At 66.0% G+C, this 11,832-nt stretch carries 13 protein-coding genes and 1 tRNA gene; 4 read left to right on the plus strand and 10 right to left on the minus strand.

Features of this window, described 5'->3' with window-relative positions; translation table 11 throughout:
- On the minus strand, positions 1 to 1,358 hold a 1,358-nt coding region (leuA, locus tag JYJ84_RS16955; RefSeq protein WP_205189306.1), incomplete at its 3' end, for a 2-isopropylmalate synthase.
- 380 nt (positions 1,359 to 1,738) lie between these two features.
- The gene (ybiB, locus tag JYJ84_RS16960; protein ID WP_122946310.1) at positions 1,739 to 2,713 is read right to left on the minus strand and encodes a DNA-binding protein YbiB; all 975 of its coding nucleotides are present in this window, start codon (positions 2,711 to 2,713) and stop codon (positions 1,739 to 1,741) included.
- 195 nt (positions 2,714 to 2,908) lie between these two features.
- Here ybiB and maiA point away from each other — a divergent pair, with 195 nt between their 5' ends.
- Complete coding sequence (maiA, locus tag JYJ84_RS16965) at positions 2,909 to 3,553, plus strand: maleylacetoacetate isomerase (RefSeq protein WP_174955673.1); 645 nt, start codon at positions 2,909 to 2,911, stop codon at positions 3,551 to 3,553.
- 73 nt (positions 3,554 to 3,626) lie between these two features.
- On the opposite strand, the gene ftsY is transcribed toward maiA, so the two are convergent.
- Positions 3,627 to 4,781, minus strand: coding sequence for a signal recognition particle-docking protein FtsY (gene ftsY, locus JYJ84_RS16970; protein ID WP_175221620.1), 1,155 nt, complete (start codon positions 4,779 to 4,781; stop codon positions 3,627 to 3,629).
- A gap of 215 nt (positions 4,782 to 4,996) precedes the next feature.
- Here ftsY and rsmD point away from each other — a divergent pair, with 215 nt between their 5' ends.
- The 3 genes from rsmD to JYJ84_RS16985 all read left to right on the plus strand — a co-directional run bounded on the left by rsmD (position 4,997) and on the right by JYJ84_RS16985 (position 6,546).
- Positions 4,997 to 5,611, plus strand: a complete 615-nt coding sequence (rsmD, locus tag JYJ84_RS16975; protein WP_174955671.1) for a 16S rRNA (guanine(966)-N(2))-methyltransferase RsmD — start codon at positions 4,997 to 4,999, stop codon at positions 5,609 to 5,611.
- 111 nt (positions 5,612 to 5,722) lie between these two features.
- Positions 5,723 to 6,220, plus strand: coding sequence for a pantetheine-phosphate adenylyltransferase (gene coaD / locus JYJ84_RS16980; RefSeq protein ID WP_031403077.1), 498 nt, complete (start codon positions 5,723 to 5,725; stop codon positions 6,218 to 6,220).
- 59 nt (positions 6,221 to 6,279) lie between these two features.
- Positions 6,280 to 6,546, plus strand: a complete 267-nt coding sequence (locus JYJ84_RS16985; RefSeq protein ID WP_122946306.1) for a YfhL family 4Fe-4S dicluster ferredoxin — start codon at positions 6,280 to 6,282, stop codon at positions 6,544 to 6,546.
- Between the two features lie 84 nt (positions 6,547 to 6,630).
- Here the strand turns inward: JYJ84_RS16985 and hisC are convergent, their stop codons facing one another.
- The 7 genes from hisC to lolB all read right to left on the minus strand — a co-directional run.
- The gene (gene hisC / locus JYJ84_RS16990; RefSeq protein WP_175221621.1) at positions 6,631 to 7,698 is read right to left on the minus strand and encodes a histidinol-phosphate transaminase; all 1,068 of its coding nucleotides are present in this window, start codon (positions 7,696 to 7,698) and stop codon (positions 6,631 to 6,633) included.
- A gap of 116 nt (positions 7,699 to 7,814) precedes the next feature.
- Positions 7,815 to 8,414 carry an aminoacyl-tRNA hydrolase gene (pth, locus tag JYJ84_RS16995; RefSeq protein ID WP_006477776.1) on the minus strand — a complete coding sequence of 200 codons (600 nt, stop codon included), beginning with the start codon at positions 8,412 to 8,414 and terminating at the stop codon, positions 7,815 to 7,817.
- A 121-nt stretch (positions 8,415 to 8,535) separates the two neighbouring features.
- On the minus strand, positions 8,536 to 9,141 hold the full coding sequence (locus JYJ84_RS17000) for a 50S ribosomal protein L25/general stress protein Ctc (protein WP_043187294.1): 606 nt from the start codon (positions 9,139 to 9,141) through the stop codon (positions 8,536 to 8,538).
- 161 nt (positions 9,142 to 9,302) lie between these two features.
- Entirely contained in the window at positions 9,303 to 10,265 is a 963-nt protein-coding gene (locus JYJ84_RS17005; RefSeq protein WP_043187297.1) for a ribose-phosphate pyrophosphokinase, read from the minus strand.
- 45 nt (positions 10,266 to 10,310) lie between these two features.
- A tRNA-Gln gene (locus JYJ84_RS17010) sits at positions 10,311 to 10,387 on the minus strand.
- Positions 10,388 to 10,442: 55 nt separating this feature from the next.
- On the minus strand, positions 10,443 to 11,324 hold the full coding sequence (gene ispE, locus JYJ84_RS17015) for a 4-(cytidine 5'-diphospho)-2-C-methyl-D-erythritol kinase (RefSeq protein ID WP_175221622.1): 882 nt from the start codon (positions 11,322 to 11,324) through the stop codon (positions 10,443 to 10,445).
- Positions 11,325 to 11,349: 25 nt separating this feature from the next.
- A partial coding sequence (lolB, locus tag JYJ84_RS17020; RefSeq protein WP_205189308.1) for a lipoprotein insertase outer membrane protein LolB occupies positions 11,350 to 11,832 on the minus strand: 483 nt, incomplete at its 5' end.

An 11,832-nucleotide genomic window follows, 5' to 3' on the forward strand; every position in this document is an offset into this window, starting at 1 on the left:
CGGTTCCGCCAGCGCGCGCCGCTGCCGTGACGCGCAGCCGGCCCGTCGGTGTCGAAGAATTCGCTCGCGAACAGCGCGCAGATCGCGTCGCCCGTCACTTCCTCGCCGGACGCGTCGGCGAGCGTCTGCACCGCATGGCTGAATTCGATCTGCACGCGGCGCGTCGGCGTGAAGCCCATCCCGCGTTCGAGCAGGAACGTCGCGCCGCCCTTGCCGGACTGGCTGTTCACGCGGATCACCGCGTCATAGCTGCGGCCGAGGTCGGCCGGGTCGATCGGCAGGTACGGCACTTCCCAGGCCGCGTCGGGGCGCTGCTGCGCGAAGCCCTTGCGGATCGCGTCCTGGTGCGAGCCCGAGAATGCGGTGAACACGAGGTCGCCTGCGTACGGATGGCGCGGATGCACGGGAATCTGGTTGCAGCGTTCGACGACGCGGCGCACGGCGTCGATGTCGGAGAAGTCGAGGCCCGGATCGATGCCCTGCGTGTAGAGATTCAGCGCGAGCGTGACGAGATCGACGTTGCCGGTGCGCTCGCCGTTGCCGAACAGGCAGCCCTCGATGCGGTCGGCGCCCGCGAGCAGCGCGAGTTCGGCCGCCGCGACCGCGGTGCCGCGGTCGTTGTGCGGATGCACGGACAGCACGATGCTGTCGCGATACGCGAGATTGCGGTCCATCCACTCGATCTGGTCGGCGAACACGTTCGGGCTCGCGGCTTCGACGGTGGCCGGCAGGTTGACGATCATCTTGTGATCGCGGGTCGGGCGCCAGGTTTGCGCGACCGCGTCGCAGATCTCGCGCGCGAACGTCAGCTCGGTCATGCTGAAGGTTTCCGGCGAGTACTGGAAGGTCCACTGCGTGTCGGGGCGCGCGGCGGCGTGTTCCTTGATGATGCGCGTGCCGTCGATCGCGAGCGCCTTCACGTCGGCCTTCGACATCCCGAACACGATGCGGCGGAACGACGGGCAGACCGCGTTGTACAGGTGCACGATCGCGCGCGGCACGCCTTCGAGCGCGTCGAACGTGCGGGCGATCAGGTCTTCGCGCGCCTGCACGAGCACTTCGATCGTCACGTCGTCGGGAATCCGCTTGTCGTCGATCAGCTTGCGGACGAAATCGAAGTCGGTTTGCGACGCCGACGGAAAACCGACTTCGATCTCCTTGAACCCGATCGCAACCAGCATCTCGAAGAATTCGAGCTTCTGCTCGATGCTCATCGGCTCGATCAGCGACTGGTTGCCGTCGCGCAGGTCGGTGCTCATCCAGACGGGCGCGCGCTCGATGGTGCGCGACGGCCATTTGCGGCCATTGAGGCGGACGGGCTCGAACGGGCGGTACTTGTCTTGCGGATTGCGCTGCATCTTCTGGACCTCGGGTCTCAAGTCGCGAGCGAAGACGGGCGGCATGGGCGACGGTTGGCGCTGCCTCGCTCCGCGGCACGTAAGCGCGCTGCGGATGCGGATGATCTTCGCGAATCGGCCGACGGATAGACGGACGAATGCTGACGACTTCGGGTTGTAAAAACTGCGAGAGGGGTACTGCGAGGAACTGCTCGGAGGGACCGTGCGGACAGCACACGGCGCTACGAAAGCCTTAGGCTAGTCGTAGCGATAGCGGCCGCGCTAGGCGGCCGGAGGTAATTCGGAGGGTGTTCGGAAAGGAACGCATGACGGCAACTCTATGCCAGGATGCGCTCGCGTGTCAAATGCCCTGCAAGCGGGGCCGGTTCGCGAGCGTGCCGTCAGCGCGCGATACGGGCGATCTGCACGATCGTCGCGACCTGCCGGGCGACCGTGTCGGGCACCGGCACTTCGCCGCGCAATACGGCGTCGGTCCACGCGGCCGTCGTGGCCGCATCGCGCGATTCGGGCAGCGCGACGGGGGACGCATCGGTCGACGAGCGCTCGGCCTCGATCAGCGTGTCGCATACGCCGTCGTGCAGCCAGTCGACCTGCACCTGGCGTCGCGTATCGGCAACGGCTTCGCCCTCGGTGCCGCGAGCCAGCAGCGCGCCGCCGAGCGCAGCGTCCGGATGGTCGCGGAACAATTGAGCCAGGCTGTCGCGGTACGGCGGGTGCGTGTAGTTGACGAGCCGCAGGCCGGCCGGCGCGAACGGCTGCAGGATCTTCACGAGCGTGTGCGTCGAGTTGCGCACGCCGAGCACGCTGCGCATCGACAGCAGATGCGCGATACGCGGCGCCAATACTTCGATCGACGCGAACGCGACGCGGCGCTCGGCAAGCGTGTCCTCGATCGCATCGTGCGACGTCGACGGCGCGAGCGACAGCGCCGAGAAGATCTCGGCGCTCGTCACACGGCCTGGATCCTGCTCGACGCCATGCACGAGCACCGGCACGCCTTCGCGCGCGAGCAGCAGCGCGAGCAGCGGCACGAGGTTCGGCTGCTTGCGCGCGCCGTTGTAGCTCGGGATCGACACGGGGCGGAACGCGGCGTCCTGCACGTGCACCGGCGCGAACGACGCCTGCGCGGCGGCGAGCATCGCAGCCAGCTCGTCGGCGGATTCGCCCTTCAGCCGATAGGCGATCAGGATCGCGCCGAGTTCGACGTCCGACACGCGCGCGTCGAGCATCGCGCGATAAAGCTCGAACGTGTCCTCGGCGGACAGTGCGCGTGCGCCGTGCGGGCCGCGGCCGATTTCCTTGATGAAGCGGGCGCACGGGAACGGAACGGCAGCGGGATCGTGGGAAGCGGTCATCGGGGCGTGGGGCGGGCGGCCGGCATCGGGCCGCGCTGTGAACGGTGAGGAATGCCCCGAGTATCGCACGGGTGAGGCTGTCGCCAAGCGAGGCCGCGCAGCGCAGCGCGCTACACTCTGGTTCCCGGCGGTGCGCGCGCCGGCTGCGCCGCGCCCGTGCCGTTGCCGGCCGAATACGACTACGAGAGACATCCCATGAAGCTCTACAGCTATTTCCGCAGTTCCGCGTCGTACCGCGTGCGGATCGCCCTGAACCTGAAGCAGCTGCCGTTCGACTATGTGCCCGTGCACATGCTGCGCGACGGCGGCGAGCAACTGAAGGACGCGTACCGCGCGCTGAATCCGGACGCGGTCGTGCCGACGCTGACCGACGGCGACGCGACGCTGCAGCAGTCGCTCGCGATCATCGAATATCTCGAGGAAACCCATCCGGAACCGGCGCTGCTGCCGAAGCAGCCGGTCGATCGCGCGTATGTGCGTGCGGTCGCGCTGCAGATCGCGTGCGAAATCCATCCGCTCAACAACCTGCGCGTGCTGAAGTACCTGAAGCACACGCTGCAGGTGCCCGAGGAGGCGAAGAACGCGTGGTACCGGCACTGGATCGAGGCGGGCTTCGAATCGCTCGAGACGCGTCTCGCGAGCGATCCGCGCACCGGCAAGCTGTGCTTCGGCGACACGCCGACGCTCGCCGACGTGTGCCTCGTGCCGCAGGTGTTCAATGCGAACCGCTTCTCGATCGACACGACGCGCTATCCGACGATCCAGCGGATCGTCGACCATGCGGCGACGCTCGATGCGTTCAAGGCCGCCGAGCCCGGCGTGCAGCCTGACGCCGAGTGAGCGAAGCGCGCCCCCGCGGCGCGCATGAAACAGGGCGCCCGAAGGCGCCCTGTGCGAGGCGGGCCGGCGGTGTTCAGCCGAGCAGCGCGTCCGCGAATTCGACCGCGCTGAACGGCTGCAGATCCTCGACCTTCTCGCCGACGCCGATGAAGTAGACGGGCACCGGACGCTGCCGCGCGATCGCAGCAAGAATCCCGCCCTTCGCGGTGCCGTCGAGCTTCGTGACGATCAGGCCGGTGAGGCCGAGCGCGTCGTCGAATGCCTTGACCTGCGTGAGCGCGTTCTGGCCGGTGTTCGCGTCGATCACCAGCAGCACTTCGTGCGGTGCGCCGTCGTGCGCCTTCGAGATCACGCGCTTTACCTTCTTCAGCTCTTCCATCAGGTGGAGCTGCGTCGGCAGGCGGCCGGCCGTGTCGGCCATCATCACGTCGATCTTGCGCGCACGCGCGGCGCTGACCGCGTCGAAGATCACCGCGGCCGGATCGCCGCTTTCCTGCTGCACGACCGTCACGTTGTTGCGCTCGCCCCAGACCGCCAGCTGTTCGCGCGCGGCCGCGCGGAACGTGTCGCCCGCGGCCAGCAGCACCGACTGGTCGAAGCTCTGCAGATGCTTCGCGAGCTTGCCGATGCTGGTCGTCTTGCCCGCACCGTTCACGCCGGTGATCATCATCACGAGCGGCTGCGCGCGGCCGAGCATCAGCGATTTCTCGAGCGGCGAGAGCAGCTCGACGAGCAGGTCGTGCAGCGCGGCCTTCACCTGCTGCGGATCGGTCAGGCGGCCCGCGCGCACCTTTTCGCGCAGCGCGCCGAGCAGGTACTCGGTCGCGTCGACGCCCGCGTCGGACATCAGCAGCGCGGTTTCGAGCTCCTCGTACAGATCCTCGTCGATCTTCGTGTTGACGAACACGCCGGTGATGCTCGAGCCCGTCTTGGCGAGCCCCGTTTTCAGGCGCGCGAGCCACGATTTCTTCGCGGTGGCGTCCTGCAGCGGCGGCGGAACGATTTCGACGGTCTCGACGACTTCGTCGCGGCCATCGTTGGTCGGCGTGACCGTCATCACGACGGCCGGCGCGGCCGGTTGCGCGGGCGCTCGCGGCACTTCGGCCACAGGCGGAGCCTCGACCACGGGCGCATCGGACGGTTCGTCCGTTGGCTGCGCGTCGGCCGATTGCGATTCCGCCGGATCGGGCTCCTGCGTTTTCTTGAATCGTTTGAAGAAGCTGAACATGGTCTGACGTCGGGAAGAGGACGGGCCGCCGCCAGGGGCGGGCACCGGACGGGCCGTTCTGCGTTCGCGCGGGCGCGGCGCACGGCGGCCGAAACCGTGCATTTTATCAGTGCGGCGGGGCGCTCGCGCCAGTGTGCATCGCCGCTGTGGTAACGTGCGCCTGTTTAGCGGTGCGCCCTCTTGCGCGCCCGGTCCCTCCGTCGTCGATATTCCGTATGTCCCGTTCCTCTCCCGGCCGCCCGGCGGCCCCTTCCGGCCGCGGCAAGCCGCACACGATCCGCATCATCGGCGGTGACTGGAAACGCACGCCGCTCGCCGTGCTCGATCTCGACGGCCTGCGGCCGACGCCCGATCGCGTGCGCGAGACGCTGTTCAACTGGCTTGGCCAGGATCTCGAAGGCTGGCGTTGCCTCGACCTGTTCGCGGGCACCGGCGCGCTCGGTTTCGAGGCCGCGTCGCGCGGCGCGGCGAGCGTCGTGATGGTCGAGCGCCATCCGCGTGCCGCGCAACAGCTGCGTGCGATCAAGGACAAGCTCGGCGCGCGTGCGGTCGAGGTCGCGGAGGCGGACGCGTTGCGGCTCGCGGCCGGACTCACGCCGGGCGCGTTCGACGTCGTGTTTCTCGATCCGCCGTTCGACGACATGGCCGTGCTCGAGCGCGCGATCGCGCTGGCGGCACCGCTCGTCGCGGCGGGCGGCGCGCTGTACGTCGAGACGGGGGCGGAGCTCGATCCGGCCGCGCACGAAGCGCTCGCAGGCTGGCAGGTCGTGAAGCACGGCAAGGCCGGTGCGGTTCACTATCATTTGCTGCGGCGCGAAAATGATGAATAATGCGCGTTCCATACGAGGCGGCGCGCCGCAAAGGCGACGCATGCCCATCTCGGCAGCGGCGTGCGCATCGCACGGCTGCCATCCCGTTTGCGTGATGACAGGAGGAGCGACATGGTAGTCGCCGTGTATCCCGGTACGTTCGATCCGCTGACGCGCGGGCACGAGGACCTCGTGCGGCGTGCGTCGAGCATTTTTGATACGCTGGTGGTCGGTGTTGCCGACAGCCGCGCGAAAAAGCCGTTCTTCTCGCTGGAAGAACGTCTGACGATTGCGAACGAGGTGCTCGGCCATTATCCGAACGTGAAGGTGATGAGTTTCACCGGCCTCCTGAAGGATTTCGTCCGCACCAACAATGCGCGCGTGATCGTGCGCGGCCTGCGCGCCGTGTCCGATTTCGAATATGAGTTCCAGATGGCGGGGATGAACCGCTACCTGCTGCCGGACGTCGAGACGATGTTCATGACGCCGTCCGATCAGTACCAGTTCATCTCGGGGACGATCGTGCGCGAAATCGCGCAGTTGGGCGGCGATGTCAGCAAGTTCGTGTTCCCGTCCGTCGAGAAGTGGCTGACCGAGAAAGTCGCCGCGATGGGAGGCCCTGCCGCGTAATGCGGCGCCGGCCGGTTTCGTTGGGAAGCCGGCCGCCGGCCTGAAGAAGTGAGATCAGTATGGCTTTGATGATTACCGACGAGTGCATCAATTGCGACGTGTGCGAGCCTGAGTGCCCGAACGGCGCGATTTCGATGGGCCCGGATATCTACGTGATCGACCCGAACAAGTGCACCGAGTGCGTCGGCCATTTCGACGAACCGCAGTGCCAGCAGGTGTGTCCGGTCGAATGTATTCCGCGCGATCCGCAACATGACGAATCGCACGCGCAATTGATGGAGAAGTATCACGCGTTGACCGCCGGGAAGGGCGACGACGCGTCGTGACCCGGAGGTGACGCGCGCGCTCGAGTTCGTCGGCACGCACGTCACGCATCCCGATCGGCGCCGCCTGGCGCCGGTTCTTTCGTGTCAGGCCAGCAGCTCGCGCAACGCCGCGACGAGCGCATCGCATTCGGCGTCGGTGCCGACGGTGATGCGCAGGTGCTGGTCGATCCGCGGCAGCCGGAAGTGCCGCACGAAAATTTCCCGTCCCTTCAGTTTCGCCGCAATCGAGCCCGCGTCGTGCGCGGGATGGCGTGCGAACACGAAATTCGCGGCGGACGGCACGATGTCGAAGCCGAGTGTGTCGAGCGCGTGCGTGAGCCGCGTCCGGCTGTCGATCACGCGCCGGCAGGTTGCGCTGAAATAATCGGTGTCTTCGTATGCTGCCTGCGCGGCGACTTGCGCGAGCCGGTCGAGCGGGTACGAGTTGAAGCTGTCCTTCACGCGGTTCAGCGCGTCGATCAGCGCGGCATCGCCGAACGCGAAACCGACGCGCATGCCCGCGAGCGAGCGCGCCTTCGACGTCGTGTGCACGACGAGCAGGTTCGGATGGCGGTCGATCAACGTAATCGCGGACTGCGCGCCGAAGTCGACATACGCCTCGTCGATCACGACGACCGACGATGGATTCGCGGCCGCGATCCGTTCGACGTCCGCGAGCGGCAGCGCGCGCCCGGTCGGCGCGTTCGGATTCGGAAACAGCACGCCGCCGGCATCGTCGAGATAGTCGTCGACGCGGATCGAGAAGTCGTCCGCGAGCGGCACGATCGACGTCTGGACGCCGTACAGGCGCGCATAGGTCGGATAGAAGCTGTACGTGATGTCGGGGAAGCGCAGCGGCCGGTCGTGCTTGAGCAGCGCCTGGAACGTGTGCGCGAGCACCTCGTCGGAGCCGTTGCCGACGAACACCTGGTCGGGCTTGATACGGTGATGCGCCGCGACCGTCTCGCGCAGCGCGTGCGCAACGGGGTCGGGATAGCGGCGCAGCGTGTCGCCGGTCTCGCCGAGTTCGCGCGCGATCGCCGCGACGACGCGCGGCGACGGCGGATAGGGATTCTCGTTGGTGTTCAGCTTGACGGGGTGCGCGAGCGCGGGCTGCTCGCCCGGCACGTAAGGCACGAGTTGCTGAACGACGTCGCTCCAGTAACGGCTCACCGCTTGGCTCCTGTCGGGCAAAGCGACCAGATTACCGCATGTGCGCGCAGGGTGGGGGCGGGCGGAGCCGCCCGGTGACGCCGGACGGCTCGATGCACCGGAGCGGTGCGATGCGGTCAGTTGCGATGCAGCTGCATCGTCGCGCGGTCGAGTTCGCCCTTGACGACCATCGGCATCACCGCGAGTGCGCGTTCGATCGACGCGTCGATCACGTCCTGTTCCTCGCGGCGCGGCGGCTTCAGCACGAAGTTCGCGACGTCGGGCTTCGCGCCCGCGCGCGCGCTTTCGGGAATCAGGTCGCGCGGATGGCCGATGCCGATCCGCAGCCGCCAGTACTGCTGCGACGACAGGTGCGCGGTGATGTCCTTCAGGCCGTTGTGGCCGCCGCTGCCGCCGCCGAGCTTCAGTTTCACGGTGCCGGGCGGCAGGTCGAGCTCGTCGTGCGCGACGAGGATCTGGTCGGGCAGGATCTTGAAGAATTGCGCGAGCGCGACGACCGACTGGCCGGAGCGGTTCATGTAGGTTTGCGGCTCGAGCAGGTGGACTTCCTCGCCGTGCAGGCGCGCTTTCGCGTAGAAGCCGTGGAAGCGGCGTTCGTCGCGCAGCGTCGTGCCTGCTTCGCGGGCGAGCTGGTCGATCAGCCAGAAGCCGGCGTTGTGGCGCGTCGCGGTGTATTCCGCCCCGGGATTGCCGAGGCCGACGATCAGTTTGATCATGACGTTTCGAAGGCGGCAACGGCCGCCTGGGCGCAGAAAAAGAAAAACCCGCCGGGCAAGCCGCGGCGGGTTGCGTCGACCGTTTCGTGAAACGGATCGATGGGGCGCGTAAGCAGCCCGCTTAGGCAGCCGGCGTTTCGCCTTCTGCTGCGTCCGACACGGCACCAGCCGGGACCGTCGCCGATGCGACAACCGGGTTTTCCGCGTCGACGTGCGCGACCAGCGCGACGCCCTTCGGCAGCGTGATGTCCTTCGCGTGCAGCGATTGACCCGCTTCGATCTTCGACAGGTCGACTTCGAGGAACTCCGGCAGGTCAGCCGGCAGGCACTCGATTTCGATTTCCGTCGCGACGTGCGAAACGATCGCGCTCGACAGCTTCACGGCCGGGCTGACTTCCGCGTTCAGGAAGTGCAGCGGTGCCTTCGTGTGCAGCTTCTTCTTCGCGTCAACGCGTTGGAAGTCCACGTGCAGCACCAGTTGCTTGAACGGGTGGTATTGCACGTCGCGCAGCAGAACCTGTTGCGACTGGCCAGCCACTTCGAGATCGAGGATCGACGAGTGGAATGCTTCCTTCTTCAGGGCGTGCCACAGGGCGTTGTGATCGAGTTCGATCTTTTGCGGGGCTGCTTCGCCACCGTAAACGATACCCGTGGTCTTACCAGCGTTGCGCAGGCGGCGGCTCGCACCCGTACCTTGCTCTTGGCGCTCGAAAGCGACGACTTTCATGTAATTCTCCAATGGCTGCCCGCGACCAGGCAGTAAAACGGGGCCGTCAAACAGCGGCCCCCGATGAAACGGCCGGGGTTTCGTCTATCCCGTCCGATTGTGCAAAAAGCGAAGCGTTGCCGCTTCGCTTTCTGCGCATGCTTTGTTCAGTCGACTCGCGATCAGGATTCCGCGAACAGCGACATCACCGAATCGCCGCGGCGGATCCGCGAGAACGTTTCGGCCAGCAGGCTCGCGCTCGTCAGTGCACGGATCTTCGAGCAGCCCAGCGATTCGGCGGACAGCGGGATCGTGTCGGTGACGACCAGTTCGTCGAGTGCCGACGCGGCGATGCGATCGGCTGCGCCACCCGACAGCACCGGGTGCGTCGCGTAGGCGAATACCTGCTTCGCGCCGCGTTCCTTCAGCACTTGCGCGGCCTTGCAGAGCGTGCCTGCCGTATCGACCATGTCGTCCATGATCACGCAGGTGCGGCCTTCGACTTCACCGATGATGTTCATCACTTCGGAGACGTTCGCTTTCGGGCGACGCTTGTCGATGATCGCGAGATCGCAGTTGAGCTGCTTTGCCAGTGCCCGGGCACGCACCACGCCGCCGACGTCCGGCGACACGACGAGCAGATCCGAGTAGTTCTGCTTGCGCAGGTCACCCAGCAGGATCGGCGTTGCGTAGATGTTGTCGACCGGGATGTCGAAGAAGCCCTGAATCTGGTCGGCGTGCAGATCCATCGTGATGATCCGCTCGACGCCGGCGATTTCCAGCATGTTCGCGATGACCTTCGCCGAGATCGCGACGCGCGCCGAACGCGGGCGGCGATCCTGACGGGCGTAGCCGAAGTAGGGGATGGCTGCAGTGATCCGGCCGGCGGATGCGCGCTTGAGCGCATCGACCATGATCATCAGTTCCATCAGGTTGTCGTTCGTCGGTGCGCACGTGGATTGCAGGACGAAGACGTCCTTGCCGCGCACGTTTTCCTGGATCTCGACCTGGATCTCGCCGTCGGAGAAACGGCTGACCATTGCTTTGCCGAGGGGGATTCCAAGGATATTGACGACTTCCTGGGCGAGCGCGGGATTCGCGTTGCCAGTAAAGACCATCAGGCCATCATGGCTGTGGCTGCTCATCGTGCACCTGCTTCAGGCTTGGGCGGGAAATGCGGGAAAAATTTTTGGCAGGGGAGGAAGGACTCGAACCCTCGCATGCCGGAATCAAAATCCGGTGCCTTGACCAACTTGGCGACTCCCCTACACTCAACTGATAACTTCACCGGACTTGTGTAGGCCATCCGGCAAAGTAAAACTTCATGACGCGAAAGCGAAGAGCGGATGCTCGTTCAGACTCTCGGCAACTGCACCATTCCAACCGGTGGGCAGCTTGGCTTGCGCCGCTTCTGCCTCATGCTTGCTGCGAAACGCTGCAAACACGCTTGCTCCGGAGCCGGTCATCCTCGCGGGGGTCACATCATACAACCATTTGACCACCTGCGCAACTTCCGCGTACTTACTTGTCACAACTTGCTGCATATCGTTCCGACCGAAACTATCTGGCCATCCCGCGTCGCTGCTTTGCTGTGCAAGAAAGTCCGTAATTGTGACGCGCTTCGAATCTCTTGTCAACAACTTATCTGAAAATATTTCAGCGGTTGGGACGTGAACGCGAGGCGTTACAACCAAGAACCAGCGAGTCGGCAATTGTACCTCAGCTAATTCTTCTCCGATACCCTCTGCGAACGCATTTTTTCCAAAAATAAAAAACGGGACGTCTGCGCCGAGTTTTACCGCGAGCGACTGGAGCTCGGCACGCGGCAGGTCGAGTTGCCACAGGCGGTTCAGCGCGAGCAGCGTCGTCGCCGCGTCGGAGCTGCCGCCGCCGAGGCCGGCTCCCATCGGCAGGCACTTGTCGATCTCGATGTCGACACCGAGCGCGGTGCCCGTATGCGCTCTCAGCAGGTTGGCTGCGCGCACGACGAGGTCGCTTTCCTCGGGCACGCCGGGCACGTCGGTGACGCGCGCGACGCGACCGTCGTCGCGCAGCGTGAAGTGCAGCGTGTCGCCCCAGTTCAGCAGCTGGAACACGCTCTGCAGATCGTGATAGCCGTTCGGACGGCGGCCGGTGATGTGCAGGAACAGGTTGAGTTTCGCGGGCGCAAGGCAGTTGCGCAGCGAGCGGGTCGAATCGGTCATGCGTATGTCTGGGCTAGGCGGGTGCTCACTGATCGAGCACGAGCTTGATGTCGAGCGGCGGTGTCGCGCGCACGAGGTTGACGCGTTTGACGCCCGTGGCCGGGGCATCCGCGTAGGCGAGGTAGTCGATCGTCCAGCCGTCCTGGCGGATCTGCTTGACGCGCGTGCCGTCGGCCGGATCGCGCACCGTCTCCGCGGGCGTCGCGGGCGCGGCGGTCGGCAGCAGCCAGTAGCGCAGGCCCGCGAGCGGCAGTTCGAAGCCGAGCGTTTTCTGCATCAGGTCGCCGACGTCCGGCGCATATTGCGTCGGACGGTTCGGCAATTCGAGCGACGCCGCTTGCGGCGTCGACTTCACGACCGCGAGCGTCTGGCCGAGCGGGCTGCGCAGCTCGAGCGACACGTCGTCGCCATGCTCCTGCCAGTCGAAGTTGCCGTACACGTTCTGCTGCTTGCCGAGACGGTCGTCGTACTGCACCGCGAAGCGACCATGGTAAGCGTGCGTGGCGGC

Source organism: Burkholderia sp. LMG 13014 (assembly GCF_905232215.1).
Taxonomy (GTDB): Bacteria; Pseudomonadota; Gammaproteobacteria; order Burkholderiales; family Burkholderiaceae; genus Burkholderia.